We start from the raw sequence: 26,999 nt of genomic DNA on the forward strand, positions 1-26,999 counted from the left end.
TTTGTGAGTGCTTCCCAAGCGATCAACTGAAGCGATTGACCTCGTGGTTCAGCTCTTCTGCCAGACGCTTCAGCTCATAAGCCGTGCTGGCCAGCTCTTCTGCTGCTTCACGCTGAGACGCGTTATCCACTGCGATGGCCTGTATGTTACGGCTCAAAGCGGTGGCTGTACTGCTCTGCTCCTGCGTTGCCTGGGTAATGCTGGTAAACTGCTCAACCGCTTGGCCGATCTGTGCTTCGATACGCTCAAGAGCCTGAGCCACATCGCCGTTGAGCGACAGACCCTGCTCCATCAGACGATTACCTTCGTCAATAGAGTTCATGGCACGATTGGTTTCATCCTGTACCGAACCGATCATCTCTGAGATTTCACGGGTGGCCTGGCTGGTACGCCCTGCCAGACTACGCACTTCATCAGCCACCACCGCAAAGCCACGACCCTGCTCACCGGCACGAGCCGCTTCAATGGCAGCGTTCAAGGCCAGCAGGTTGGTCTGTTCAGCAATACCGCTGATCACACTGATAATCCCGCCAATTTGCTGCGAACGTTCGCCCAGCGTATTGACCACAGTAGCGGTTGTACCCAGGGACTTGGCAATCTGCTCCAGCGCCTTGGAGGCCTCTCGCATGGAAGCCGTACCGTTACGGGTTTCGGCGGCGTTCTCGTTAGTCAGCTGCTCGGTCTTACGCATACTGTCAGCGATGTTTTGTGCAGTGGCGCTGAACTCTTCAACGGCACTGGCCATGCTATCAATCTGCGAAGACTGCTCAGCCGAACGACGCTGGGTAACACCCGACAGGGTACTTAGCTCATCGGAGCGACTGGTCACGTCGTGAGACGAATGGCGCACACGCTCTACCGTACTGGAAAGAGCCTCGGCCATCTGATTGAAGCTGTGCGAAAGCTTGCCGATTTCGTCCTGGCTTTCAACTTTCAAACGCACGCTGAGTTGGCCCTGCCCCAACGCCTCAGCCTGCTTAACCAAATGACCCAACGGTTTGAGTTTATGGCGCAGCATCATCACAGAGGCCGCGATGGCAAGTGCCAGTGCCAAAAGGCTACCCAACGCAAGCTTAAGACCTACGTTCCACAGTACGTCCCGCTCTTCAGACAGGGGAACAGTTGCTACCACCTTCCAGGTGTCACCCGGGACAGGAACAAAGACGCTCTGGAACCCTTCTTTGTCATCTTCCCAGCTAATGAGACCGTCACCCTCGTCCATGCCCACTGCGGCCAGTGCAGCATCAGGCTTTGTAGTGTTTGCTGGAGCAATCAGCCACTTGTTCTGCTCGTCCAGAATAGCCAGAGAGCCGCCATGACCAATCCGGAAGGCCGCCAAACTGTCGAACTGCTTTTTCTGTGCATCGGTATAGTCAAAACCGACATACAGCACAGCAATAACCTGACCGGAAGCATCACGCACTGGCGTGTACTGGTTCATGAAGTTACGACCGAACAGCACGGCACGTCCTACATAGGGCTGACCGTCCAGCAGCTTGGTATAGGCTGGATGCTTGTGGTCCAGCTGCGTGCCAATGGCACGGGTGCCGTCCTCTTTCTTAACGGACGTGGTTACACGAATGAACTCATTGCCATCGCGAACAAAGACGGTAGCGGCACCGCTAGTCAATGCAGTGAATTCGTCAACCGATGTGAAATCATTGTTCAGTGGGTTGCCCTGAAGCGTGAGCACAGGCGTTGAGGTGCCCCCGACTGTAACCCGCTCACTCGGATCACGTACAAGCCCTGCACCAAAGCGGCGCTCAAACAGGCCCGCCAAGCGCTGGGTGCTGATTTTCAACGTATCGTGAAAGGTATTGAGCTGGTTAGCCACTAACTCAGCCTCACCTTCCAGATAATGGTGATGGCTTTCTTCTGTGGAAACACTCAGGGAGCGCAACGCAAACAAACTACTTCCTGTAATTACCACGACCAATATAACCGTCAGGGCAACTGCAAGCTGCCCGGCGATACCGAAACGACGTCCCGACATGGGGTATTCTCCTGAGGAACACCAGCGTTTCCCCAACTGGCATTCTTGTTTAGGTTGGCTTTACGACCCGAGATGCTTTACACACAAGGCCCTCTTCGGGGCAAAATCTTCTAAGTCGGTCGTTTTATTATCGGCGGGTTGCGGGACAACTTGATCCCCTTAAGTGATGGATGACGCAGAGAGCGTTATGAGTGGTAGGTCACGTTTGGTAATGTCATAGCGTTGACTTCAGCCAGAAGAAAATCCCTTAACAAGGAGAAGCGCTTTGGGTTTCGCCGAGCCCTTGGCCATACCAGATAATAAGCTTCTCCACTTGCCACCGCTGAGGGCCAGGGTAGGGCCGCCCGCCCAAGCTGGAGGTCCTCCAAGACCATGATAAGGTCACCAATGGATACCCCATACCCGCGTGACGCGGCAGCCATTCCGAGCTCCAACGTGTCGAATACTTGTCCGCCTCTGATCGATATGTCGTCTGACAGCGACATGACTTGAAGCCAGCGACGCCAGTCACGACGATCGGGCGTAGGATGGAGCAGTTCGGTCTCCCGTAAGCGTTGTACATCCCAGGGCCCTTCAGCAGCCGCCTCAGGCGAACAGACCGGAATCAACCACTCTTGAAACAGCAAGGTGCTTTCCCAATCCTCCGGGAAACGGCCGTCGCTCAAGAGCACCGCACAATCAAAGGGCTCATGAAGAAAGTCCACGAAATCGTAATCCATCCAGGCGCTGGTCAGCTGCACCTCAATCCCTTCGTTTGCCTGACGAAAGCGGGACAGTCGCGCCAACAACCAGCGCAGGGATAAGGTGGAAGGCGCCTTGAGCCGCAGCACCCCTTCGTCTACCGACAAGATAGAACATGCCCTGCCTAACGCCTCAAAACCCTCACTGATACCGGGCAACAGCAGTTTGGCAGGCTCTGTGAGTAACAGCTGGCGGCCCGAACGCTCAAACAATCGGCAGCCAAAATGTGTCTCCAGGGTACGGATATGCCGGCTGATTGCGGATTGAGTGAGAGATAACTCTTGCGCTGCTCGTGTGAAAGAGGCATGTCGGGCAGCCGATTCAAAGGCCCGCAAGGCATAGAGTGGAGGTAGACGTGTTGACTCAGGCATGACTAAAACTCATAGCAGGCAGGTTTATTTTCGGTTTGTGGGCTTGATCGAGTGTACTCACAATCAGCCGGGCTATCTGCCTGCCTGGCAGATGCCTCCTCCCTGTTCTTGTGAGTTTGACTCATTCATGACCTTGCTACGTACCGAACTTTCCGCTTTGGCTCGCCTGGCCATTCCGCTGATTACCGCCCAACTAGCCTACGTGGCCATGGTCTTTACCGATACGGTAATGATGGGCCGCATTGGCCCTGACGCGCTGGCCAGTGGCGGCCTCGGCGCGGCTACCTATTCGTTTGTGACAGTGGTCTGCGTAGGCATCATTGCAGCTGTTGGCAATTTGGTAGCAATCCGGCATGGTCAGGACGATACCAATGGCGTAACAGATGTTGCCTGTGCAGGTCTCTGGATCGCAGTGGGTCTGTCCGTGGTCGCTGGACTCATTCTCTGGAATCTGGAGCCTGTATTGCTGGCGCTGGGGCAGGCGCCTGCGACAACACATGAGGCGATGAGCTTTATTCGGACCGTAAGTTTTGCCCTGCCGGGTTACCTGGTGTTCATGTCTCTGCGAGGCTTTACCAGCGGCATTGGCCATCCAGGACCTGTGATGTCTATTGCCATTGGCGGCGCGCTGGCCAATCTAGTGCTCAATTTGGCTTTTATCGAGGGCTGGATGGGCCTGCCTTTCCTTGGCCTTAAAGGCATCGGCCTGATCACCGCGCTGGTCATGACGGTCATGGCGGCGGCCATGGGGCTGACCATTCGGTTACGCAGTGCCTATGCGGCTTATCTCATCGCCCCTAGGCTGCCCCGCTTTAACCGAAACGCGCTCAGCGAGACCCTGCGGCTGGGCCTGCCCATTGGTGGTACCTACGCAGTCGAGACGGCATTGTTTGCTGCTGCTGCGCTTTGCATGGGTGCCTTGGGCAGCACCCAGCTTGCCGCGCACCAGATAGCCAATCAGCTGGTCTATGTTGCCTTCATGATTCCCGTAGGGCTGGCGTACGCCTCCAGCCTACGCGTAGGGTTGCACTTTGGCGCAGGTCGGTTTGCACAGTCGCGTCTGGCCGGGCGTATCGGCATTACTGTCGGAGCCACCTGCATGTTGGCAGTAGCCATTGTGTTCTGGCTTATACCGGAGAGCCTGGTAGGCCTGTTTATCGATCCGAGCGATCCTACTACCCATCCTGTTCTGGCATTGGCCGTCAGCCTATTGGCCATTGCTGCCTGGTTTGAATTCTTCGACGGCATCCAGGGCATTGCCTCAGGCGCATTGCGCGGCATTCGGCAGGCCCGGCAGGCCATGCTGATCGGCTTGATTTGCTACTGCTTTATAGGAATTGTCGCAGCCTGGTTGTTAGGGCTGGTATTAGGCTTTGATGCCCACGGCGTCTGGTGGGGTATGGCGCTTGGCCTGGCCTGTGCGGCGGTTGCGCTGACATGGGCATTCGAGCGGCATATGCGAGGTCTGCTCCATCATGAAGAGGCCGAATCAAGCGAGGCAAAACAATGGCTTACTCACAGTTAAGCTGGCCTTATCCATTATTTCCAGTGAGGCTCCTGCGCTTTTGCTAGTACCAGCCAAGCACCACGGCCGTTACTGCCAAGTAGCGAGCCGTTTTGGCTAGGCCAACCAGCAGGATAAACACAGGCAGCGGCTCACGCATGACACCTGCCACTAACGTCAACGGATCACCAATAATAGGCACCCAACTCAGCAGCAAGGACCAACGCCCGTAACGGTGATACCCCCGCTGCGCGCGTTCGAGTTGATGACTCGAAACAGGAAACCAGCGGCGATGCCGAAAGCGCTCGATTGAGCGACCCAAAAACCAGTTCACCACTGAACCCAGTGTATTGCCGGTAATCGCTGCCAATAGCAGCAGGGGCAGAGAGTAGTCGCCCTTTACGAGCAGCGCAGCCAAGGCTGCTTCGGACTGTGCTGGCAACAAGGTGGCGGCCGCCAGAGCCACCAGAAACAATCCGATATATACCATCAGTTCAGGCATTCGATTTCACCTGACTCAAATTTTCATCACACACGAGATAGTTAATAAACTGCTATTTCCTTGCATTATGAAAAAGGGATAGGAAAAATTTCCATTTAAAAAATAAGCTTCGCTTACAATTGCTTACTAACCACGTGACGCTGCCATTATTAAATTTTTAGCGTCTTAATAATTTTTATAAACTATTATCATTCACGTGAATGTATAACTGTATTTACATACTGATACATCTTATACATTTGTATTTCCCTCCTCTGATTCTATCGAGACGTTAAGCTCCAAGCTCAAGCTGTACGGAGTTGCCCAGGCATGTACGAGCGGGATGAGAAATAAACCCAGAGATGCCATAGGGCTTGTAATGAATATACTTCAGGATATTAAGCACAGTAATAACTTTGACTTTTTACGGCTACTTGCTGCTTCTTTTGTTATTTTTGGCCATTGCTACTGGCTGACTGGCAGGGTATCTGAGGAGCCCTTTCTTCATATGACTGGCCATTCTGACTTGGCTGATATTGGCGTTGATATTTTCTTTGCTATCAGTGGTTTTCTGATTACAGGCTCTTATCTTAGAACCAGTAGCCGCGCTCATTTCATTATCAAGCGAGCCCTGCGTATTTTCCCCGGCCTGTTGCTCGCTACGCTATTCTCGGTTCTGCTTGTTGGTGTTGTGGCTACAACGCTTCCATTAAATGAATATGTTTTCAATAGCGTGACGGCCACTTATTTATTAAATGCCCTTTTGCTAACGCATTACTTGCTACCTGGCGTTTTTGCTGACAATCCTTATGCCAATATCGTTAACGGTTCACTATGGACGCTTCCATTCGAAGCACTGATGTACAGCGGCATTGTAATTCTGGGAATGCTTAAACTATTAAAACGTTACGCCGTAGTGCCTCTTTTCCTGCTTCTGGCGATAGGGCATTTCATTCTGCTTCCCGCTTTGGAAACTGAAAGCCATACCCTCTCAAAGCTGTTTCGGTTGGGTTTGGACTTTTTCTCGGGATCGGCCTTGTACTTGTATAAAGACCGTATCATCTGGAGTTGGCGTATTGCGCTGGGATTATTCCTCGTCTCGCTAGTAACGCTAGGTCATGACACTTGGTTCATTATTCATGCGCTGTCCCTGCCCTATATTGCTCTCTGCTTTGCCCAAGCTAAGACACCTTATTTATGCAAGGCTGGTAAGTACGGAGACTTCTCCTATGGCCTTTATATCTTTGGTTTCCCGATCCAGCAGTTGCTTGTCCTATGGTTAGGTGCTGATTTCAATCTTGCAGCCCTAATAATGCTCAGCTTTATCATCACGCTGAGCTTGGCTTTCCTCTCGTGGCATTTTATTGAAGCCCCTGCGATGAAGCTCAAGACACGCTGGACAACACCTTCACTGGTTTCACCTCATATACAGAAGGTATAAGCCTTAAAGAAACCAGCATTCGGCTGGTTTCTTTTCTAGCGCTCAACTTCCTAGCCCTTCCTCACGCTGAATCGCCGATAGCGCCTGCTTGCTGATCGTCACAGTCCTGTGGAGCGTTAAGCGCGTTTAGCAGTCTATGAAACGTCCCTACGTGACGGAGCCGAAAGGCATCTTTCAAGACTTTGCCCTAACGGTGGCAATTTCATAGAAGCTCTCGCTACTGTACGTGTGACTCGCTGACACTATTCGGACAATAAACCACATGGCATCCACTACTTCGAGACGCACCTTTGTAAAAGGTCTGGCGGCAGGAGGTCTACTGACGGGCCTGGGCCTCTGGCGAACGCCGGTCTGGGCGCTGACCAGCCCCGGTCAGCCTACCGTACTGTCAGGCACTGAATTCGATCTCGTCATCGGTGAAACGCCCGTCAACATCACCGGCACCAAGCGCACTGCATTGACCATCAATGGCACCCTGCCCGGCCCGCTTCTGCGCTGGCGTGAAGGGGATACCGTTACGCTGCGCGTCCGTAACCGCCTTGATGAAGCCACATCCATTCACTGGCACGGCATCATTCTGCCCGCCGCGATGGATGGCGTGCCCGGCCTGAGCTTTAGCGGCATTGCGCCAGATGGCCTATACGAATACCGCTTCAAGGTGCAGCAGCACGGTACTTACTGGTATCACAGCCACTCGGGCTTTCAGGAGCAACAGGGTGTTTATGGTCCGTTGATCATTGATCCGCGTGAACCGGAGCCCTTTACCTATGACCGCGACTATGTGGTGATGCTGACTGACTGGACTGACGAGAAGCCCGAGCACATTCTCTCTACGCTCAAGAAACAGTCTGATTACTACAACAATAACCAACGCACCCTGGTCGATTTCGTTAAGGATGTCAGCGAGAAGGGCTGGTCCGCCACCGTAAAGGACCGCGCCATGTGGGCCGAGATGCGCATGACGCCTACCGATCTTGCCGATGTTACTGGGGCAACCTACACCTATCTCATGAACGGAGCCGCGCCGGATGGTAATTGGACCGGCATTTTCCGGCCCGGTGAAAAGATCCGGCTGCGCGTCATCAACGGCTCGGCCATGTCCTATTTCGATGTTCGCATCCCCGGCCTGAAGATGACGGTCGTGGCGGCAGATGGCCTTCCTATCGAGCCGGTCAGCGTGGATGAATTCCGCATCGCCGTGGCCGAGACCTACGATGTCATCGTCGAGCCAACCGATGGGCAAGCCTATACGATCTTTGCTCAGTCTCTGGACCGGACCGGCTATGCCCGCGGCACGCTCGCAGTGCGCGAAGGCCTTAGCGCACCGGTGCCGGACATGGACCCGCGCCCACTGCTCAGTATGGCGGACATGGGGCACGGTGGGCACGGCGATACGGGCTCGCACCAGCAAGGTATGGATCACACTAGCCATGGCATGGATCATAACGCCATGGATCATGGTTCAGCGCATGCCGGGCATGGCGCCATGCCCATGCAGGCACATCCTGCCAGCGAGAACGGTAACCCCTTGGTCGATATGCAGACCATGACACCTACGCCCAAACTAGATGATCCGGGCATGGGGCTGCGGGATAACGGCCGCCGCGTACTCACCTATGCCGACCTTAAAAGCACTTTTCCCGACCCGGATGGCCGTGAGCCAAGCCGCACCATAGAGCTGCACTTGACGGGCCACATGGAGCGCTTCGCCTGGTCGTTCGATGGCATGAAATTCTCGGATGCCGAGCCGATCAGGCTTACTTACGGTGAGCGCGTCCGTATTGTCCTGGTCAACGACACCATGATGACGCACCCCATCCACCTGCATGGGATGTGGAGCGATCTGGAGGACGAGCACGGCCAGTTCAAGGTGCGCAAGCACACCATCGACATGCCGCCCGGCTCAAAGCGCAGCTACCGCGTAACAGCCGATGCACTAGGCCGCTGGGCCTACCATTGTCACATGCTTTTCCACATGGAAACCGGCATGTTCCGCGAGGTCATCGTCGATGTTTAAGGAGATGTCAGTGAGCCCGTTATCGTCCCACCTGCCGGCCTGTGCCTTTGCACTACTACTGAGCGGCGCACCGTTTACCTATGCGGCAGATGCAGCCTCTGCGGGCAGTCCGGCACAGGCGCATGGTTCCCATAACACCATGAACCATGGGCAGATGGACCACAGCCAGATGTCCCATGAGCACATGGGCCATGGCTCGATGAACCACGGATCAATGGAGCATGGCGGCGCGGAGCACAGTAGCCATACGGCTACCCAGAGTGCGCCAGCTGCCCAAAGCCGTACGCCAATCCCGCCTGTGACTGACGCCATGCGCGAAGCAGCCTTTCCCCCGCTCGCCGGGCATGCGGTCCACGACAGCGCCATCCATAGCTACCTGCTGTTCGATCAGCTCGAATGGCAGGACGCCAAGGGAGGCGCTACGCTTAACTGGCAAGTCGAAGGCTGGATCGGCGGGGATGTAGACCGTTTCAATTTTCGCTCCGAAGGGCAGCGCACCAACGGTCATACCGAAGAGGCTGAAATTCAGGCACTTTGGGGTCATGCCATCACACCCTGGTGGGAAACGGTGGTGGGTGTCCGGCAGGATTTCAAACCCGGCTCGCCTCAGACATGGGCAGCGTTTGGCATCCAGGGCGAAGCCATCAAGGACTTGGATCTGGAAGTAACAGCCTTCTTGGGTGAAGGCAACCAGACGGGTCTGCGTCTAGAGGCGAAGTACGACATGATGCTGACCAACAACCTTATCCTGCAGCCTCACACTGAACTTAACTTTTACGGCAAGAATGATGAGGCCCGTGGCACAGGCTCAGGCCTCTCTGAAACCGAATTCGGCCTGCGTTTGCGCTACGAAATCACGCTGCAATTTGCGCCCTATGTAGGTGTGTCGTGGAATAACACACATGGCCAGACCGCATCATACGCGCGCGAAGAAGGCGAGGACACGCATGATGCCCGGCTGGTAGCCGGTATTCGGATGTGGTTCTAATCATGGCCATGTTGAAAGCCGCCCTGCTGCTAGTTGTTGCCGTTATGGCAATTGCTGCAGTGGCGGTGTATTCCGGCGTGATCAGCGTCGCGGCGGACGATCCCTATAAACTTCAACCGGTGCAGAGCCTGATCGTCATGCTGCGTGATCGCTCCATCGAAGTACGATCCGAGCGGATAACAGTGCCGGATCTGAAAGACAAAGCGCTTATCCGTTCAGGCGCAGGAAATTACAACGCTATGTGTGTAAGTTGCCACTTGGCACCTGGACTTGATGAAACCGAGCTAAGCAAAGGCCTTTACCCTGCCCCGCCTAATCTAAGTCAACAAAGCATTACTGATCCGGCCGAAGCGTTCTGGATCATCAAGCATGGAATCAAAGCCACCGGTATGCCTGCCTGGGGCAAAAGCATGGAGGATAGCTACATTTGGGGGCTTGTGGCCTTCCTGCAAAAACTGCCAACCTTAAATAGTGAGCAATATCAGCAGTTAGTTGCCTCTAGTGATGGTCACTCGCATGGCAGTGGACAACTGAATAGTCATTCACATGGCCTGCGTACCTATCCACAGGGAGAGCCTGGAACCCAGAGAAATCAGGCTATGGACAAAATAAAGCCGCCAACCGATCTGCCTCAAGTTATACACAAGCATGCTGATAGCACAGACCATGTGCACTAAATAAAACCCTTGTGGATAAAATGAAACCAGCCGCCAACATAATATTTATGAAGGACGTGAGAAAGAGTAAGCACGCCTTCAGGAGCAAAGAAGGCAGCAAAGCGGGACTTGTCTAAACCGATGGAAACCGAATTTGGCCAGGACAGGCCGGATAAATGTCAGGGCAAAGACTAGGCAGCCTTTGCCCTGATATGACTATTTAGCTACGGCCGCCGCCGTGGCTGTTCTGACCACCTTTGCGGCCAGCTTCAGAAGCCTTTTCACGGTCATTGGCGAAATTACCGCCGCTATTCTGACCGCCTTTGCGACCTGCTTCAGATGCTTTCTCACGATCGTTAGCGAAATTGCCTGGGTTGTTATTTGCCACTGTCTTTCTCCTCTATTCGGATTGGGACTGGACTGAAATACAACGTGTCAGTTCAGCTAGGTGGACGAAGCTGTGCTCCGCCGTACGTGGGGTTATTTAGCTACGGCCGCCGCCATGGCTATTTTCGCCACCTTTCTTACCTGCTTCAGATGCTTTCTCGCGGTCATTGGCGAAGTTACCGCCACTGTTCTGGCCACCTTTTTTGCCAGCTTCAGATGCCTTTTCACGATCGTTTGCAAAATTGCCTGGATTGCTATTCTGAGTCATGGTCTTGCTCCTCATGGATTGAGACTGGACTGATAAACATCTCAGTTCAGATTGAATGAAGCCGACAGCTTCATTCCTTCAGTGATCAATCAGCTACGGCCACCGCCATGGCTGTTTTGACCACCTTTGCGCCCGGCTTCGGACGCTTTTTCGCGATCGTTGGCAAAATTACCACCGCTGTTCTGGCCGCCTTTCTTGCCGGCTTCAGAAGCTTTTTCACGGTCGTTAGCGAAGTTGCCTGAGTTACTATTCTGAGTCATGTCTTTCTCCTAATGGATGGGACGTGATGCACTGTGTTTTCGCTGAGCGTTTTTCATCAGCGCTCGTAATTTCTGAGGGTCGTTATGGCAGGGAGTTCCAGTTTTTTGCCTGCTTCGAGCCGGTGCAGACGAATGGCATCAGCACGAGTCAATCAGTAATGTACTTAAGCGAAGCGGCTGATTTATAAAGAGTTTTTCTTAGCAAGCTGAATGCACAGAAATAATGCAGCAGCCTCTAACCCTCATCACTGCTGCCTTATAACGGAGCGGTAAGCGCTTCGCCTGAAAACAGGAATAGATGTCTTTATGCATGCAGATAAACACTTAATTCCCATCCTGAACAAACCTTGAATTGCCTTTAATTTTTTAAAATACAGCTCGGCAATAACACGCCTTCAAAACAGGCTGGTCTTGCTGACAGGAACCAACTCACATTAAAAAGCGATCCAGGCAAACTCGATAATTGCTAACAGGCTTTAGCGGTGAAGGATAGGAATGTCTCTTGTTTGACAGACTTAGCCTTTGTACTGATTTTTAGATGCAGCTATCGCTTATCAGTACGGCCTCAAAAGTATCCGAGCTATTTTTCCAACACGCTGGAATGAAATCCAAAACCCAACGTCCTATCGCATTACAGGCGCTGCCTGCCCTTGAACGGACTCACTCGCGGGAGCGGAGACTTCATGCAAATCACTCTTGTACGCCACGGCAAACCTGATCACTCCGGCACTAAATGGCTTTCGCCAAGAGAGATGATGCAGTGGGTCGAGGGCTATCAAACGGCCAATGTCATCTGCTGCAAACTCCCTGCTGATCTTATACAGCTGGCGAGCACTGCCGGTGTGCTGGCATGCAGCTCACTCTCGCGCTGCATGCAGTCACTTAATCATCTGGCAGGAGAGCGTCCTTACGAGTGCGATAAAATCTTTGCCGAAGCACATCTACCTGGGTTCGATCTGCCCTGGCCCAAGCTTCCGGTAAAGATGTGGCGTCTGATGCTACGGTCAGCCTGGTTTTTAGGGTTATCCAGCCATACCGAGTCGATCTTTGCCTCTAACCAGCGGGCCAAGCAGGCCGCCGACATGTTGATCGCACTTGCTCAGGAACACGGCTCGGTCCTGTTGATGGGTCATGGCATTATGAACGTATTGATTGCCCATCACCTGCGCAAACAAGGCTGGGCCGGCCCGCTACATCTGGTCTTGAAAGACTTCTGGCACCCTACGGTCTACCAGAAGGCATAAGATCAGTTCATCGCCTGGTGACCCACTAACCAGATATCGATTTTTTCAGGTGCCCTCTAGGCAAATTGACGTATCGTCATGTTTGCGCGGTGTTGTCTGTTCCTGCCTGAAAAGGCCACTATTCCCATCGGTTGCGGTTCTGCCAATAATTACCATGCCTATTTTGCTTCGTCCTACGCTTCGTCTCACATCCTTGTTAGGTGCAGCCCTGCTGGTAAACCTGCCTATAGTGCTTTCCGCACACGCCAGCGACAGCAGCCAGCTTATAGACCTGATCAACCAGTACCGCGCGGCCCCACAGCGCTGCGATGAGCAACGTACCGCCCCTGTTAGCCCCCTCGCTGCCAACGAGGCGCTGGCCAAGGTTCGGCTATCTCAAGGGATGCAATTGCGTGACGCCTTGCGCGCAGCGGGTTATCAGGCAGCTAAAACTCAGGCCATGGCTCTTTCGGCGCCAGCTGGGGCCGCGTCAGCGATGCAGGTGTTAACCCAAAGCTACTGCAAAGCTGTGCTGGACGCGCATTACACCGAAGTTGGCGTTTCACGCTCGGGTAATCGCTGGCAAATTGTGCTGGCTCAGCCGGTTCTCTCAAGCGATATCGGTGACTGGCAGGCTGCCGGGAAAGAGGTGCTGAGGCTCGTGAACGAGGCCCGCGCCACGCCGCGACGCTGCGGAGGCCAATCGTTCAAGAGTGCCAAGCCGCTCGCCTGGAATGCCAAGCTGGCCAGCACTGCCCTAGTCCATAGCCGCGAGATGGCCTCGCTCGACTACTTCAGCCACACCGGCAAAGATGGCAGCCAGGTAGATAAACGCGCCCAGCAGCAGGGCTACCAGTGGCGGCGAATCGGCGAGAACATCGCCGGTGGCCCCGGATCGCCAAAGCAGGTTGTCTCCGGCTGGCTGGCCAGCCCCGGTCATTGCAGCAACATCATGAACCCGGACTATACCCAGATGGGCACAGCTTATGCCGTGAATCCCAAGAGCAGCGAAGTCATCTATTGGACACAGGTGTTTGGAACGCCGCGTTAAATATGAATGGGACTGCGGGTATCGCGCTGCTTAACGGCTCTTCTTGCCCCTTCCTACAGAAGGGTTGAGCGAAGCGATACCTATCATTGTCCAGCCCATAAAAAAGCCGCCTATTCGAGGCGGCTTTTTGTTTTCAACGAGGCTTACAGCACCATTGCGGCAACCCAACCAAATACCAGAAGCGGCAGGTTGTAATGCAGAAACGTGGGCACTACGGTATCCCAGATGTGGTTATGCTGGCCATCCATGTTGAGGCCGGCCGTTGGGCCGAGCGTAGAGTCGGACGCAGGCGAGCCTGCATCTCCCAGCGCTCCGGCGGTGCCGATCAAGGCCACAATGGCCAACGGGCTGAAACCCAACTGCATGCTTAACGGCACGAAGATCGCGGCAATGATTGGAACCGTCGAGAATGACGAACCAATCCCCATGGTAACCAGAAGGCCGACCAGCAACATCAGCAGTGCACCTACCGCCTTGCTATGACCAATCCAGTCCGCGGAGGCATCTACCAGGCTATTGACCTGTCCTGTTGTGGTCATCACTTCAGCAAAGCCCTGAGCGGTGATCATGATAAAACCGATGGCCGCCATCATCTTCATGCCTTCGGTAAACAGGTCATCGGACTCCTTCCAGCGCACCACACCGGAGGCCGAAAACACCAGGAAACCGGCCAGCGCACCAATGATCATGGAATCCAGCCACAGCTGCACGCTAAAGGCCACTGCAACGGCCACGCCTGCCATCAACAGGCTCTTGGGGTTGTAGCTCGCCTCGACATGTTTGGCCTGCTCCAGGCGCGTCAGATCATAAACACGCTTACGACGATAGCTGAAAGACGCAATCACCAAGCCGCACAGCATACCCAGTGCTGGGATGGCCATGGCGTGGGTAATGCTGATACCACTGGTATCTACGCCTGCCTTTGCCACGTTAGCCAGCAGGATATCGTTCAAGAAGATGGTGCCAAAGCCCACCGGCAGGAACATATAGGGCGTTACCAGACCAAACGTCATCACACAGGCAATCAGCCGGCGATCAATCTGCAAGCGCGTCAGCACGTACAGGAGTGGCGGAATCAGCAACGGAATAAAGGCGATGTGAATCGGCAGGATATTCTGAGAGGAGATAGAAACAGCCAGAATCATGGCCATCAATATCCACTTTATCCCGCTGCCGCCCTTAGTCTCGCTACGGCCCACCATGACAAGCACCTTGTCCGCCAGCGCATGCGCCAGCCCGGACTTGCTGATGGCAACCGCAAAGGCTCCCAGCATGGCGTAAGACAGCGCCACTGTAGCGCCTGAGCCCAGCCCCGTATTAAAGGCCTTAAGGGTGCCATCCATCCCCAGTCCGCCCAGCATGCCGCCGACGAGCGCACTGGCGACCATGGCGATCACCACGTTTACGCGGCACAAACTGAGGACCAACATGAGTCCTACGGCCACGACTACTGCATTCATTACCATCCTCCAGCGGAGTGCAAGCCCATCCCAAAAGGCGCGTACTCTGCCGTAATGCAGTAGAAGGAGTCAAAAGCGGATGCCGAGCCGCACCTACCCAGGCCAGCCCGGCAGGCTGCCGGGTCGTTGAGTGAGACAACTATTACTGCTTGGGCGGCAGCGGCGTACCCACTACGGAATCGCCAATCACCAGGAAATGGCCACCGGCAATATGATGCAACGTGCGCAGCTCATCGTGCCCTTCAAATGACCAGTGCCCCTCCTTGAAGACGCGTTCATCCGCCTGGGCAGCAATCACCTCACCCAGAAATAGATCATACTGCTGCTCGTTGTGCGGTTCCGGCAACAGACGGCACTCCAGCCATGCCACGCAGCCTTCCAGCAGCGGCGCTTCAACCTGTTCGCCCTTGAATGTCTCCAGCCCGTACAACGCAAACTTGTCCTTCCCACCGCGTTCCAGCTCGCGGCCAGAAGTGGTTCCTACCGTCTGGGCAATATCCGCCTGTGTTACCACCGGTACGTTCAATACAAAGGTGCCGGACTGCTCCAACAGCTCTCGTGTCCAGGTGGATTTATCCAGAACCACCGCCACCTTGGGCGGCTCGAAATCAATCGCCATCGCCCAGGCTGCCGCCATGATATTGCGCTTGCCCTCATGTGCCGCGCTGACCAGAACAGTCGGCCCGTGGTTAAGCAGCCGGTAAGCCTTGGGCAGAGGAACGGGGCGGCGGGTGGATGCAGTCATGTAAAACTCCGTAAAAGTGAAGCGCAATCATGCGTAACAGCAGGGCGCAGCAGATGGTCATCATAATTAAGTTGCCGGACTTGTTCAGCCCGGCAGATGAGGTGTGACGGTCCCGGCCGGCTCGCTTACCGCGTCTTCCTCCGTCGGCTCAATCAACGCCACTACCGTCCAGCCGGCCTGGGGCTGCCAAGTCGTGTCTGGCGTGACGACACGAATCCTGTCTTGCGGATCGCGGGCAAACAGCACCAGCGCCTTGCCCTCGTGTAGCGCTTGATAATCATCCCAGCCAAAACCTTCCGTTAGCCGGGTAGTTCGAATCTCATCCCCTCGCGCCAGCCGCCCGGCCAGTTGCGGATAGGTAAAGGCAGGACTACCAAACGCCTGACCGCGATGCTCTTCGCTGGCACGGTGTTTATCGCTTCGCTGGCTGTCCTTGCCGCTATACAAGGTGTACAGGTCGTTGGCACCGAACTCGTGGCGAAACCTCATGCTGGCCAAGGTGTTCAACTCACCCGCCGGGGATACGCCAAGCAGGCGGCCAATACCAACCAGGTCCATGTGGGCCTCGGCATGTTGCGAGGCCGGATTGCCAAAGTAGGTGGGCAGGTCATCCATGCGCGCGCTGCTGATGTTGTCCCAGTTTGAATCGGTCAGCATCACGCGCACGTCCAGCTGTTGCAGGGCCTTACCCAAGGCACGAGCCACTGGGTTGGCTCCGATGATCAGAAAGCCGGTCGGTGCCGGTTCGGCCACCTTGAGCAGACGGGCCAGCGGGCGAGCCGTTGCGCTTTGTAGCACGACCGTGCCGATGATGACTGCAAACGTAAGCGGCACCAGCAACGCCGCCTGGTCATTCCCATCACCTGTCAGGCGGATTGCAAAGATCGCCGAGACAGCTGCCGCCACAATCCCACGGGGCGCAATCCAGCCCAGCAGCACACGCTCACGCCAGGACAGCGTCGAACCCCAGGTCGAGACCAGCACATTCAACGGCCGCGCCACAAAAAGAATCACAAGAAGCAGTATCAGCACCGAAGGCCCTAGCGCCAGCAAGGCATTGAGGTCCAGCCGTGCCGCCAGCAGAATGAACAGTCCTGAAATAAGCAGAACGCTCAGGTTCTCCTTGAAATGCAGGATCTCCCGCACATCCACATCCTTCATGTTGGCAAGGCACATGCCCATCAGCGTGACCGCCAGGAGGCCCGACTCATGAACAAAGTGGTTGGACACGATAAAGATACCCAGCACAGCCGAAAGGCTCGCCAGGTTGTACAAATAGTCCGGTAGCCACTGACGCTTCAGTACCTGCCCCAGCAACCAGCCGCCCGCCAAGCCAAACACACAGCCGCACACAATTACCGAAGCGAAAGTAGTCAGGCTCTGGCTGACACCGCTGCCCGCATCGCGGGCAATCACAAAGCTGTACACCACTACCGCCAACAACGCGCCAATAGGATCAATGACGATACCTTCCCAGCGCAGAATATTGGCCACCGACGCCCGAGGGCGCACCACTCTCAGCATCGGCACGATCACTGTCGGGCCGGTTACCAGCGTCATGCTGCCAAACAGCAGCGCCAAATCCCAAGGAAAGTCGAGCAAGTAATGGGTGGCGATCGTGATAACTGCCCAAGTCACCATTGCACCGGCCGTCACCAGCCGATGCACCACACTGCCAATCTCTCGCCATTCGGACAGGTACAGCGTAAGGCTGCCTTCGAACAGGATCAGCGCCACCGCCATCGAGACGACAGGAAACAGCAGTGGCCCCAACAGTGCCTGCGGATCGAGCCAGCCCGTGACCGGACCAGCAAGAATGCCACAGACCAGCAGAAACAAGATCGCCGGTAAACGCAGCCGCCAGGCCAGCCACTGGCACATCAGGGCAATAATGCCGATACCGGCAAAAGCGAACAGGAGTTGTTGTTCGTGCATAGCGGTCCTTGGAATACGAGGGGGAAGCATCAAGCGAGGAGCAGCACAGATGGCTGTCATGACTAGACCGTAGCGCCTTTGCGGCAATTCCTGACCTTACGTCGGCATCCGGACGTCAGGATTTGAGAAACAAAGACTGGAAACGACAACGCCCGAGTAGATCGTAGATATGGTGGTTTGAACCGTCAGCCTACGAGACGAGCGGGGCCCTATAGGCGAGGTCTGTACAACGAGCGCTGATACGTGCCTACAACGCAGTGTTATGTACTCATCCATGTGAAAACGCTGCCCCTGACGAGTCTGAAAAGTAGGCTAAAGCGCGTACTCACTCCGGCACAAACACGTTGTTTGACCTATCGTTGGCAAACGGCCATTATTTTTTTGCCAAGAGAGATTTATTTCACATTTTTGCACTCCAACGCGCTCCCTCACCTGCCCTCCTTAAAACAATATGAATCTACCCGCTGCTCTTCCTCGATCATTGATGACCGCACTGGCCTTCGCAACACTGGCCTTGGGAAGCCACTCGGTGTTGGCTGCTGAGTCCTCTGCAGCCAAACCAGCGGCTGCCACAGCCGCTAGCCAAACCAACACATCGGTTGCCAGCCCTATAAATGATTTCACCAATGAGGACTGGTTGAACGGTGTGTACCGCAAGGCAGCGGGCTTCTCGATTCCAGCGACGCAGACCAACCAGAATGCCTTTAAGCCCAAGGCAAAGGTACTCCTGGCGACAGGTGAGGTCGTGTTGATCAAGCAGGTACAGATAGGCGAAAAGAACATGGCCGTGTGGGTGGATAGCCCGCTCCTGGATGGCAACACGGTAGGCTACCCGCGCAGGCTGACGGTGGGGCTTAACGGCAGCGATCCTGTCCTGCCAAAGGTTGCCCCTCAGGAAGAGTTCAGCACGCGCCTCAATAACATCACGAATGAAGACTGGCTCAAGGGTGTCTACCGAAAGGCAGCGGGCTTCTCTATTCCTCTTACTACCATGAACCGTAAAGGCTTCAAGCCCGGTGCAACCGTGAGGCTGGGTGACGGTCAGGAACTGCTGGTCAAATCCGCCCAGGTCGTAGGTTCGAGCATGTCCGTATTTCTGGATAGCCCCCCACTGAATCCTGAGCGGGTGGGATATCCGAAGCGGCTGAGGTTCATAGCACCGGCGCCTTGATAACCTGCAGGATTAATGAGGAAGAGGAACAGGATACGCACCGTACAACAACATACAGAGCGGCCGTATAAGATGCCTCTTCTTTAATAGGTATCGCTTTGCCCGTTAAACGAGCCAGTTCATCCTGCAGTTTTATATAAGCGCCATCAGCCAACCGGCGCCCCGCCCTGCCATCACCGCTGGTAGAATGCGCCGCCTGTTCCACCAGCCCTCGATGTCTCCATGTCCCGATTGAACCCTCGTCAACAGGAAGCCGTGAATTACATCAGCGGGCCGCTCCTGGTGTTGGCCGGTGCCGGTTCCGGCAAGACCAGCGTGATCACCCGCAAGATCGCCTACCTGATTCAGCAGTGCGGTATCCGCGCCCAGTACATCTGCGCCGTGACCTTTACCAACAAGGCCGCGCGGGAGATGAAGGAGCGGGTCAGCAGCTTGTTGCGTGGCGGGGAGGGCAAAGGTCTGACCGTGTCGACCTTTCACAACCTGGGCCTGAACATCATCCGTAAGGAATATGCCAAGCTGGGTTACAAGCCGGGCTTTTCGATTTTTGATGAGGGCGACATCAAGGCGCTGCTCTCGGACATCATGCAAAAGGAGTATTCCGGGGACGACGGTGCTGACGAGATCAAAAGCTACATCGGCAACTGGAAGAATGACCTGATCCTGCCCGAAGAAGCACTGGCCAAAGCGCGCAACCCCAAGGAGCAAACGGCGGCGGTGGTGTACCTGCATTATCAGCGCACGCTCAAGGCCTATAACGCCGTAGACTTTGACGACCTGATCCTGCTGCCGGTCAAGCTATTCCAGGACAATCCCGATGTACTGGAAAAGTGGCGCAACCGCATCCGCTATATGCTGGTGGACGAATACCAGGACACCAACGCAAGCCAGTACCTGCTGGTCAAGCTCCTGGTACAGGACCGCGCACAGTTCACCGTGGTGGGTGACGACGATCAGTCTATTTATGCGTGGCGCGGTGCGCGGCCGGAAAACCTGATGCAGCTCAAGGAGGACTTTCCCTCCCTCAAGGTCGTGATGCTGGAGCAGAACTATCGCTCCACCAGCCGCATCCTGAAATGCGCGAACATTCTAATTGCCAACAACCCGCACGTGTTTGAAAAGCAGCTGTGGAGCGAGATGGGTCATGGTGACCCAATCCGCGTGATCCGCTGCCGTAATGAGGACGCCGAGGCCGAACGTATCGCGCTGGAAATCCTTACCCTACACCTGAAAACGCAGCGGCCGTATTCGGAGTTTGCCATCCTCTACCGAGGCAACCATCAGGCCAAGCTGATGGAGCTCAAGTTACAGCACCATCAGATTCCGTATCGGCTGTCAGGCGGTACCAGCTTTTTCTCCCGCCAGGAGGTGAAGGACCTGATGTCCTACTTCCGCCTCCTGGTAAACCCGGATGATGACAACGCCTTCCTGCGTGTCATCAACGTCCCGCGCCGGGAGATTGGTTCGACCACACTGGAAAAGCTCGGCAACTACGCTACACAGCGGCAGATTTCCATGTATGCCGCTTCTGACGAGATGGGCCTTTCCGAGCACTTGGATGCCCGTTATACCGAGCGCCTTGCCCGCTTCAAGCGCTTCATTGATGGCGTGCGCCAGCAGTGTGCACAGAACGATCCGATCATGGCACTGCGCAGCATGGTCATGGATATCGATTACGAAAACTGGATTCGCCAGAATGCCTCCAGTGACAAGGTGGCCGAATTCCGCATGGGCAATGTCTGGTTCCTGATCGACGCGTTGAAAAACACGCTCGAAAAAGACGAAGACGGCGACATGACCATTGAAGAGGCCATCGCCAAGCTCGTCCTGCGTGACATGCTTGAACGCCAGCAGGAAGAAGAGGAAGGCGCTGACGGTGTGCAGATGATGACGCTGCATGCGTCCAAGGGCCTGGAATTTCCTTATGTGTTCATCATGGGCATGGAGGAAGAAATCCTGCCGCACCGCTCCAGTATCGAGACGGACAGCGTGGAAGAAGAGCGCCGCCTGGCCTACGTAGGCATCACCCGCGCCCGCCAGACGCTGGCCTTCACCTTTGCTGCCAAGCGCAAGCAATACGGCGAAATAATCGATTGCACGCCGAGCCGCTTCCTCGATGAGCTACCGCCGGAGGATCTGGAATGGGAAGGTCAGGAGGACGCACCGGTAGAAGTAAAGGCGGCACGGGGTAACGATGCACTAGCTGCCATGCGGGCAATGCTCAAGCGGTAGGCTTGCTGGTAGAGCCATGATAGAGCGTTGCACACTAGAGGGGCTGCCCAAAGCCCCGCTGTCCAATGAGCTATAGCTTTGTCGGATAGAGGGAGCACAGCGATAACTATCAAATACAAACGGCTAGACTTTCTCCCTCGAGATTAAGGCTAAGAAGCTGCCGGACCTGTCTGCCCCCCTAACGTTCAGCCTGTATTTCATGCTTGCCGCTTTGTTCACGTTTTAAAGGCTATATCCGTCGGTAATAGCCCTCATGGATAAAAGGCATGAGTAAACCAGGGCTTTTTGGGGTCAATTGAATATCGGTTTTATGTGATCGCCTGTTTTGGCGGTCTTTTTACGATATTCAACAGAGAGGTCTAGATATGGCTACTGTAAATGCCAAGCAAGAACTGAAATCCGTTGAAAGCATTAATGCACGCGCGTCCACTGGTCAGGACGCTACCCTGACTCAACAGGGTGAAATTGGTAAGGCGCTAAGTGTCCTGCTGTCGGATGTTTTCGCCCTGTATATCAAAACCAAGAATTACCACTGGCACATGCATGGCACACACTTCCGCGACTATCACCTGTTGCTGGAAGAGCAAGCGACCCAACTGTTCGCTATGACTGACCCAATGGCCGAGCGCGCACGCAAGATTGGCCAGCCAACCATTCGCTCCCTGGAGCAGATGGTGCAGCAGAAGCGTCTGGCCAGCAGCGAAGCTGAAGACCTGACTGCTCAGCAAATGCTGGAAGAGCTGCATGCCGACAACCAAGCCTTGGCCGCCTTTATGCGCACCACTCACACACTGACCAGCGACGGCAATGACGTAGCCACTACCAGCCTGCTGGAAGAGTGGATCGACCAAGCCGAAGAGCGCGCCTGGTTCCTGGGCAAGACTGTGGGTAAATAAGTATCTGTTTTGACACGGCGCTTCTGACTTATCACACGATAAGTCGGCAGTAGCCAAGTTAAAGCCAGTCCGGAATCCGAAAGGGTTCCGGATTTTTTATGTCTGCTAAAAGGCAGGGTTCACTCATTTAAGCGAGAATAAAGCATCGCTATTCTCTTCTCTGACTGAGTGCTGCCATCAGCAGCACCTCGGGGTACCACACAGATTCCGCTTATGTATGACAACCAGCTTATCCTCGTCCCACAGATCTCCACCCTGCCCGGCCATGAAGCCAAGGCGCTAAGCACGCTACGCTGGCTAATACGTCAGGACATTGTTCAAGAGCAGGTAACGACCTGTGGCCGCGGCTTTCGCGGCATGGCTTACGGTATTGCACGCGGTGCTCAGCGGGTTGTCCAGCATCCCGAGCATCTTCCGTTCAATCAGGCCATCAATGGATTGGAAATCGTCACGCGGCGCTGCATTTTTACGCCGGATAAGGGTTTCAAAGAGGAAGCAGGCTGCCCCGAGTGCCGCCGCGAAATTGGTGAAGCTCTGTTTGATAGTCTGGAAGACTGGACGCCAGGACATACCGATAATTTCCGCTGCCCCGAATGCGGCCATGAGGATGACATAAACGGATTTCTGTTCCTGCAGCCTTGTGCCTTTTCAAACCTGGGTTTCATTTTTAATGGTTGGGCGGGCGCCGGGTTTAAGGCAACGTTTATGGAAGAACTCACCGAGCGACTGGGTTATCGTATTGCTCAGGTAACCGTTGAACTGTGACAGCCTCAACACCGTGGCCGTGAAATAATTCATTTGCCAGGCCATTGATTATTAACAAGATTGTGGCTAATCCGTCAGATCGATAAAAAATAAAAGTATACAAAGCGCTAAAAGCGCGTATCGTGGCGTCACTGCTCTGCAATTGTCACTTCGATACCCTGGCTTGATGTACTGCTTTACGTTTCATCTCCTTGGCTCGTTTTACTTTCGCATCTCAGTCTCGGCCTGAACGGTTCAGCGCCGCAGTCTTAATTTTTACCTTGGAGATACATCATGTCTACTCGCCAAACGGGTACCGTTAAGTGGTTCAACGATGAGAAAGGTTTCGGCTTTATCACGCCTGAGAACGGTCCTGATCTGTTTGTTCACTACCGTTCGATCGAAAGCGCTGGCTTCAAGAGCCTGAGCGAAGGTCAGCGCGTTTCCTTCGTGGCCGTCAAGGGCCAGAAGGGCATGCAAGCTGATCAGGTTCAAGTCGTCTAAGACGCCTGATCCAAAAAGCCCCGCCTAGCGGGGCTTTTTTATTGCCTGCGGTTTATAGGAACACGATCGATCCGCGTGTTCGTCGTCATCGGCTCAGCGGCACCTGTGCCACCGCTCTTTTAGAGTGGTGCCTGTTTGATCAAGACCCGTCTTGATATCAACATCATCCTGCCTAATGAGTCACACATGCCCGGCTATCGAGTCAAATATCAGACCGTTACGATCGGCGATATGGATTTCTACATCCAATCTCTGAAAGATCATCAGCAGTATCATGACCCTGACGGCGAGGCAGAGCGCTTGGGAATTTCCCCTGACAGCTGGCCGCTATTTGGTCAGGTCTGGCCTTCCAGTTATGTGCTGGCAACCGCCATGCAAACCATGGATCTTCAGGGTAAACGCATTCTGGAGTTGGGCGCAGGTCTTGCGCTAGCCAGCCTGGTAGTGCATAGCCGCGGCGGTAACATGACCGTCAGCGACTATCATCCGCTGATTCCTACCTTTCTAAATGAAAATCTGCGTTTGAATAAGCTGGGGCCGGTCCGGTATGAAGTCGCTGACTGGAGCCGAACCGATCTTGAGCTAGGCCAGTTTGATCTGATCATCGGCAGCGATCTCATCTATGAATACGATCATCCCGCCATGCTGGCTGATTTTATTGACCGACACTCAGCCGATCAGGTGGAAATCCTGATGGTTGATCCTGACCGGCAGCATCGCGCAAGCTTTTGCGAGGAGATGCTGGAGATGGAATATACCTTTCACTCCACACGGGCAGACTGCGTGCTAAGTACCGGCGAGGCCTACAAGGGTTCCTTCCTGAATTTTCATCGGGATGAAGCCACACTAGGCCTCTTGTCTGCCTAAGCGTTGTTAAAGCGGGCCAGGATCAGGAACCGGACCAGGAATCCTGGAGGGCTCTTCCAGGTTTTCCCGTACATCTTCCGGCATATCTTCCGGACGGGTCTCGGGATCCAGCTCGCTTTCCAGTTCGCTGTCAGCTTCGTCGAGATCATTCAGGGGTGCCTGATCAGCGCAGAAAAGGCCTATAACGTTTGAATCAGGCGTGAATACAGAAAGGTTCAGGTGCGTCAGCATAGGGACATCCTCATGGCTGGACTCTCTATTTAGTCCAGCCATCCTAGGATAGGTTGCACCGCTTACCGATGGCGCATCCGCGCCGCTACGATTAATGACACCAGACAACCACCGGCCAGATAGGCTGCGACCAAATGCCAGGAGCCGTCATTGGCGCTGACCAGAGAAGCGGCAATAAACGGTGTGAAGCCACCCCCGATCACACTGGCGACCTGATAACCAACACCCGCCCCGCTGTAGCGGTACTCGGTGCCAAACGCTTCCGTAAAGAGCGGCTGTTGTACGCTTACAATCATGTCATGGGCCATATTGGCGAGCATGACGGCAAAGAACACAATCCAGCCAATCGAACGCGCTTCCAGGGCCAGAAAGAAAGGCACAGCCGAGAGTACGCCAATGGTGGCGCCGATCAGGTAAATGCGGCGCAGCCCATAGCGGTCCGCCAGCCAGGCGAAGCAGGGAATGGTCACGCAGCTGATAGCACCCACCAGCAGGCCGATATTCAGGAATAGCTCGCGAGAAAGCCCGAGATTGGCTGTCGAGTAGCTGAGCGCGAAGGTTGTCACGATGTACATGGTAAACAGTTCAGCCATGCGCAACGCGATGATCAGCAGAAAGGCACGCGGGTGGCGGCGCAGCGCCTCTACGATAGGGAGCTTGACGACCTTATGAGGCTGGCTGACCTCTCGAATAAACTCGCGGGACTCCTCCATGCTGGAGCGCACCCACAGGGCAATCAGCACAAGCACAATGCTGAACAGAAACGGCAGGCGCCAGCCCCAGCTGTGAAAGGCTTCGTCGCTCAAAAAATGATCAAGTAGCGATACGCTGCCCGTGGCCAGGATCAACCCTACGCCAAAGCCTACCTGCACGCCGCTGCTGTAAAAGGCACGTTTAAGCGGTGGTGCACTTTCTACCGCCATCAAGGCAGCTCCGCCCCACTCGCCGCCTACGGCAAACCCTTGGATAGCACGCAAAATAACCAATAAAACGGGAGCCCACCAGCCAATGCTCGCATAAGTCGGTAGCAGACCGATCAGGGCTGTCGAGACGCCCATAAGCATGACGGTTAGTACCAGCATGCGCTTGCGACCAAGCTTGTCACCATAGTGACCAAATACAAAACCACCCAAGGGGCGGAATAGAAAGCCCACGCCAAATGTGGCAAAAGCGGCCAGTGTGCCCATGGCCGGGCTTACGTTGGGAAAGAATTCTTTATTGAAGATCAGCGCGGCTACGATGCCGTAGAGGAGAAAGTCGTACCAATCCACAACCGCTCCTACAAAACTGCCAAGGGCAGCCTTGCGAGCCTGTGAATCGGAGCGACCCTGAGGTGCTGCATCGGTTGTTGAAGTCGTTAATGTCATGGCTGAAGTACTGATAGCTGGAGGCAAACCGTGAAAACCGGTCCGGTGACCCGTCCGTTGGCACGTTTACACTGCAAGTACAGGCGGCAAAACAGTCGGAAGGGTGTAAAGCAGGGATAGGGGCGTAACGATCAATATCGCATCGTAAAGGACGCGGCAGACAGGCAAGGCGCAGGAGAAGACATAGGGGACGTCCTTATAGTTTTAGTGGCTATACGAAGAAGAATTCGTGCCATAAGGACGGGATAGTGTGTTGCAACAGGCGATAGGTCAACTATACGGTCACACCCAACTCATGGACAACGTGACCGTTAGTCGATTGACACTGACAAAAGATTCGCTTTGGCGAATAAGTCACTCATCCATCAACTTTTTGCGATCTTCCACCGGAAGATTGCGGGTCTCTGGATCGAGATCTTCCAGCTCGCCATCAGCTTCGTCGAGATCATTAAGGGGTGCCTGATCCGCGCACCAGAGCTCATTGGCTGCAAGCAGTGTGCTGTAGTTGGCCAGACGGCAGGTGTGTGCAGGAATACCGGTAATCATCTTGAGTCCCTCCCAGGAAATACCGATGAATGCTGTTTCAGCTTAGTCCGGTAATCGCAGCGGGAGGTTGCAACCGATCATCGGTTGGTTCGGCGAGGGGGTACGTTGCTGGAGTTGATGGGTATCGCTATAAGCTCAACCCATCCGACCCACTATTCATACGCAGGACAGGTTGAGCGCAGCAATACCCGTCACAGGTATCTCGTCATCAAAAGACCAGACGCCAGATAACAGACAGCTTAAAACCGGTCGCGAATGACTACTTCATCGTAAGGCAGCTTGCCCGTCCGCGGATGGGCCGGCTCAGCAGACTTGCCGATGGAAATCATCAGGCTGACGGCATGGTCTTCAGGCAGGTTGATCAGCTTGGCCACAGCATCAAAATCAAAACCAACCATAGGGCAGCTGTCGTAATCCATGCCCTTGGCAGCCAACATCAGGGTTTGTGCCACCAGACCAGTGCTACGCATGGCTTCATCGCGCTGGGCCTGAGGCTTGTCGCGGTAATAGGCGTCAATGGCTGGAACCATGAAGTCCTGCACGGCCTGCGGCGCCTCGCTCCAGATGCGGGCAGCATTCTTTTCCCAGCTGGCGATATCGGCACATACGATGACGAGCAGCGAGGAATCGGTAATCTGGGCCTGATCCCAGCCTACCGCACGAATCTGCTGACGCAGCGCCGGGTCTGTCACCGCTACCAGACGCACGTGCTGCAGGTTGAACGACGTCGGTGCCAGCAGGGCATGGCTCAGCAGCTGGCGCTGCTCATCATCGGTCATGCGGTGAGAGGCATCGTAATGGCGAATGGCGCGACGGGCGTTAATGGTTTCGAGGATATTCATACTGCGTTCCTTCAAATAAAAGTCAGGCCAGCACAAGCGTTGGAGCCGCAACGGCCGTTTGGAAATCGTGGCGCAGAA

Annotated in this window: 25 protein-coding genes and 2 pseudogenes; 13 read left to right on the forward strand and 14 right to left on the reverse strand. The window is 54.8% G+C overall.

Annotated features, from left to right (window positions below; translation table 11 throughout):
* Positions 1-22: 22 nt before the first annotated feature.
* The 3 genes and pseudogenes from IEX86_RS25655 to IEX86_RS10580 all read right to left on the reverse strand — a co-directional run bounded on the left by IEX86_RS25655 (position 23) and on the right by IEX86_RS10580 (position 3,105).
* Positions 23-883 carry a methyl-accepting chemotaxis protein gene (locus IEX86_RS25655; RefSeq protein WP_373290427.1) on the reverse strand — a complete coding sequence of 287 codons (861 nt, stop codon included), beginning with the start codon at positions 881-883 and terminating at the stop codon, positions 23-25.
* Positions 878-1,993, reverse strand: a pseudogene (locus tag IEX86_RS25660) (Cache 3/Cache 2 fusion domain-containing protein); the annotation flags it as partial. The pseudogene IEX86_RS25660 and the gene IEX86_RS25655, both read right to left, overlap by 6 nt.
* A gap of 185 nt (positions 1,994-2,178) precedes the next feature.
* Positions 2,179-3,105, reverse strand: coding sequence for a LysR substrate-binding domain-containing protein (locus IEX86_RS10580; protein ID WP_188866089.1), 927 nt, complete (start codon positions 3,103-3,105; stop codon positions 2,179-2,181).
* Positions 3,106-3,232: 127 nt separating this feature from the next.
* Between IEX86_RS10580 and IEX86_RS10585 the strand changes: the two genes are divergently transcribed.
* Positions 3,233-4,630, forward strand: a complete 1,398-nt coding sequence (locus tag IEX86_RS10585; RefSeq protein WP_188866090.1) for a NorM family multidrug efflux MATE transporter — start codon at positions 3,233-3,235, stop codon at positions 4,628-4,630.
* A 43-nt stretch (positions 4,631-4,673) separates the two neighbouring features.
* Here IEX86_RS10585 and IEX86_RS10590 read toward each other — a convergent pair whose 3' ends face one another.
* Positions 4,674-5,111, reverse strand: a complete 438-nt coding sequence (locus tag IEX86_RS10590; RefSeq protein WP_188866091.1) for a YqaA family protein — start codon at positions 5,109-5,111, stop codon at positions 4,674-4,676.
* 358 nt (positions 5,112-5,469) lie between these two features.
* On the opposite strand from IEX86_RS10590, the gene IEX86_RS10595 reads away from it, so the two are divergent.
* The 4 genes from IEX86_RS10595 to IEX86_RS10610 all read left to right on the forward strand — a co-directional run bounded on the left by IEX86_RS10595 (position 5,470) and on the right by IEX86_RS10610 (position 10,213).
* Positions 5,470-6,531 carry an acyltransferase family protein gene (locus tag IEX86_RS10595; protein WP_188866092.1) on the forward strand — a complete coding sequence of 354 codons (1,062 nt, stop codon included), beginning with the start codon at positions 5,470-5,472 and terminating at the stop codon, positions 6,529-6,531.
* 262 nt (positions 6,532-6,793) lie between these two features.
* Positions 6,794-8,548: a copper resistance system multicopper oxidase gene (locus tag IEX86_RS10600; protein WP_188866093.1), complete on the forward strand. Its 1,755-nt coding sequence runs from the start codon at positions 6,794-6,796 to the stop codon at positions 8,546-8,548.
* Positions 8,549-8,552: 4 nt separating this feature from the next.
* Positions 8,553-9,536, forward strand: coding sequence for a copper resistance protein B (locus IEX86_RS10605; protein ID WP_188866340.1), 984 nt, complete (start codon positions 8,553-8,555; stop codon positions 9,534-9,536).
* 11 nt (positions 9,537-9,547) lie between these two features.
* Positions 9,548-10,213, forward strand: a complete 666-nt coding sequence (locus IEX86_RS10610) for a c-type cytochrome (RefSeq protein WP_373290428.1) — start codon at positions 9,548-9,550, stop codon at positions 10,211-10,213.
* 199 nt (positions 10,214-10,412) lie between these two features.
* On the opposite strand, the pseudogene IEX86_RS10615 reads toward IEX86_RS10610, so the two are convergent.
* From IEX86_RS10615 to IEX86_RS10625, 3 genes and pseudogenes are all read right to left on the reverse strand, one after another.
* Positions 10,413-10,562: pseudogene (locus tag IEX86_RS10615) on the reverse strand (con-10 family general stress protein); the annotation flags it as partial.
* Between the two features lie 114 nt (positions 10,563-10,676).
* Positions 10,677-10,847, reverse strand: coding sequence for a con-10 family general stress protein (locus IEX86_RS10620; protein ID WP_188866095.1), 171 nt, complete (start codon positions 10,845-10,847; stop codon positions 10,677-10,679).
* Between the two features lie 89 nt (positions 10,848-10,936).
* On the reverse strand, positions 10,937-11,107 hold the full coding sequence (locus tag IEX86_RS10625) for a con-10 family general stress protein (RefSeq protein WP_188866096.1): 171 nt from the start codon (positions 11,105-11,107) through the stop codon (positions 10,937-10,939).
* 683 nt (positions 11,108-11,790) lie between these two features.
* Between IEX86_RS10625 and IEX86_RS10630 the strand changes: the two genes are divergently transcribed.
* Together IEX86_RS10630 and IEX86_RS10635 are read left to right on the forward strand one after the other, a co-directional pair.
* Positions 11,791-12,351, forward strand: coding sequence for a histidine phosphatase family protein (locus tag IEX86_RS10630; RefSeq protein WP_188866097.1), 561 nt, complete (start codon positions 11,791-11,793; stop codon positions 12,349-12,351).
* A 154-nt stretch (positions 12,352-12,505) separates the two neighbouring features.
* The gene (locus tag IEX86_RS10635; protein ID WP_188866098.1) at positions 12,506-13,381 is read left to right on the forward strand and encodes a CAP domain-containing protein; all 876 of its coding nucleotides are present in this window, start codon (positions 12,506-12,508) and stop codon (positions 13,379-13,381) included.
* A 143-nt stretch (positions 13,382-13,524) separates the two neighbouring features.
* Here IEX86_RS10635 and IEX86_RS10640 read toward each other — a convergent pair whose 3' ends face one another.
* From IEX86_RS10640 to IEX86_RS10650, 3 genes are all read right to left on the reverse strand, one after another.
* Positions 13,525-14,841 carry a Na+/H+ antiporter family protein gene (locus tag IEX86_RS10640; RefSeq protein WP_188866099.1) on the reverse strand — a complete coding sequence of 439 codons (1,317 nt, stop codon included), beginning with the start codon at positions 14,839-14,841 and terminating at the stop codon, positions 13,525-13,527.
* Between the two features lie 142 nt (positions 14,842-14,983).
* Positions 14,984-15,586, reverse strand: coding sequence for a flavin reductase family protein (locus IEX86_RS10645; RefSeq protein ID WP_188866100.1), 603 nt, complete (start codon positions 15,584-15,586; stop codon positions 14,984-14,986).
* 84 nt (positions 15,587-15,670) lie between these two features.
* On the reverse strand, positions 15,671-17,521 hold the full coding sequence (locus IEX86_RS10650) for a cation:proton antiporter (RefSeq protein ID WP_188866101.1): 1,851 nt from the start codon (positions 17,519-17,521) through the stop codon (positions 15,671-15,673).
* 484 nt (positions 17,522-18,005) lie between these two features.
* Here IEX86_RS10650 and IEX86_RS10655 point away from each other — a divergent pair, with 484 nt between their 5' ends.
* The 6 genes from IEX86_RS10655 (at position 18,006) to IEX86_RS10680 (ending at position 23,935) form a co-directional block, all read left to right on the forward strand.
* Positions 18,006-18,692: a hypothetical protein gene (locus tag IEX86_RS10655; protein WP_188866102.1), complete on the forward strand. Its 687-nt coding sequence runs from the start codon at positions 18,006-18,008 to the stop codon at positions 18,690-18,692.
* Positions 18,693-18,914: 222 nt separating this feature from the next.
* The gene (gene rep, locus IEX86_RS10660) at positions 18,915-20,924 is read left to right on the forward strand and encodes a DNA helicase Rep (RefSeq protein WP_188866103.1); all 2,010 of its coding nucleotides are present in this window, start codon (positions 18,915-18,917) and stop codon (positions 20,922-20,924) included.
* 365 nt (positions 20,925-21,289) lie between these two features.
* Entirely contained in the window at positions 21,290-21,820 is a 531-nt protein-coding gene (locus IEX86_RS10665) for a Dps family protein (RefSeq protein ID WP_188866104.1), read from the forward strand.
* A gap of 213 nt (positions 21,821-22,033) precedes the next feature.
* Entirely contained in the window at positions 22,034-22,585 is a 552-nt protein-coding gene (locus IEX86_RS10670; protein ID WP_188866105.1) for a sugar ABC transporter ATPase, read from the forward strand.
* Positions 22,586-22,858: 273 nt separating this feature from the next.
* The gene (locus IEX86_RS10675) at positions 22,859-23,068 is read left to right on the forward strand and encodes a cold-shock protein (RefSeq protein WP_188866106.1); all 210 of its coding nucleotides are present in this window, start codon (positions 22,859-22,861) and stop codon (positions 23,066-23,068) included.
* A gap of 135 nt (positions 23,069-23,203) precedes the next feature.
* Positions 23,204-23,935 (forward strand): class I SAM-dependent methyltransferase, encoded by a 732-nt coding sequence (locus IEX86_RS10680; RefSeq protein WP_229685303.1) that lies wholly within the window; start codon positions 23,204-23,206, stop codon positions 23,933-23,935.
* A 6-nt stretch (positions 23,936-23,941) separates the two neighbouring features.
* Here the strand turns inward: IEX86_RS10680 and IEX86_RS10685 are convergent, their stop codons facing one another.
* The 4 genes from IEX86_RS10685 to IEX86_RS10700 all read right to left on the reverse strand — a co-directional run bounded on the left by IEX86_RS10685 (position 23,942) and on the right by IEX86_RS10700 (position 26,921).
* The gene (locus IEX86_RS10685; protein WP_188866107.1) at positions 23,942-24,166 is read right to left on the reverse strand and encodes a hypothetical protein; all 225 of its coding nucleotides are present in this window, start codon (positions 24,164-24,166) and stop codon (positions 23,942-23,944) included.
* A gap of 62 nt (positions 24,167-24,228) precedes the next feature.
* Complete coding sequence (gene shiA, locus IEX86_RS10690) at positions 24,229-25,533, reverse strand: shikimate transporter (RefSeq protein ID WP_188866108.1); 1,305 nt, start codon at positions 25,531-25,533, stop codon at positions 24,229-24,231.
* 354 nt (positions 25,534-25,887) lie between these two features.
* Entirely contained in the window at positions 25,888-26,079 is a 192-nt protein-coding gene (locus IEX86_RS10695; protein ID WP_188866109.1) for a hypothetical protein, read from the reverse strand.
* Between the two features lie 239 nt (positions 26,080-26,318).
* Complete coding sequence (locus IEX86_RS10700) at positions 26,319-26,921, reverse strand: nitroreductase family protein (RefSeq protein WP_188866110.1); 603 nt, start codon at positions 26,919-26,921, stop codon at positions 26,319-26,321.
* Positions 26,922-26,999 lie beyond the last annotated feature (78 nt).

The sequence above is a fragment of the Pseudomonas asuensis genome (assembly GCF_014646755.1).
Taxonomy (GTDB): domain Bacteria; phylum Pseudomonadota; class Gammaproteobacteria; order Pseudomonadales; family Pseudomonadaceae; genus Chryseomonas; species Chryseomonas asuensis.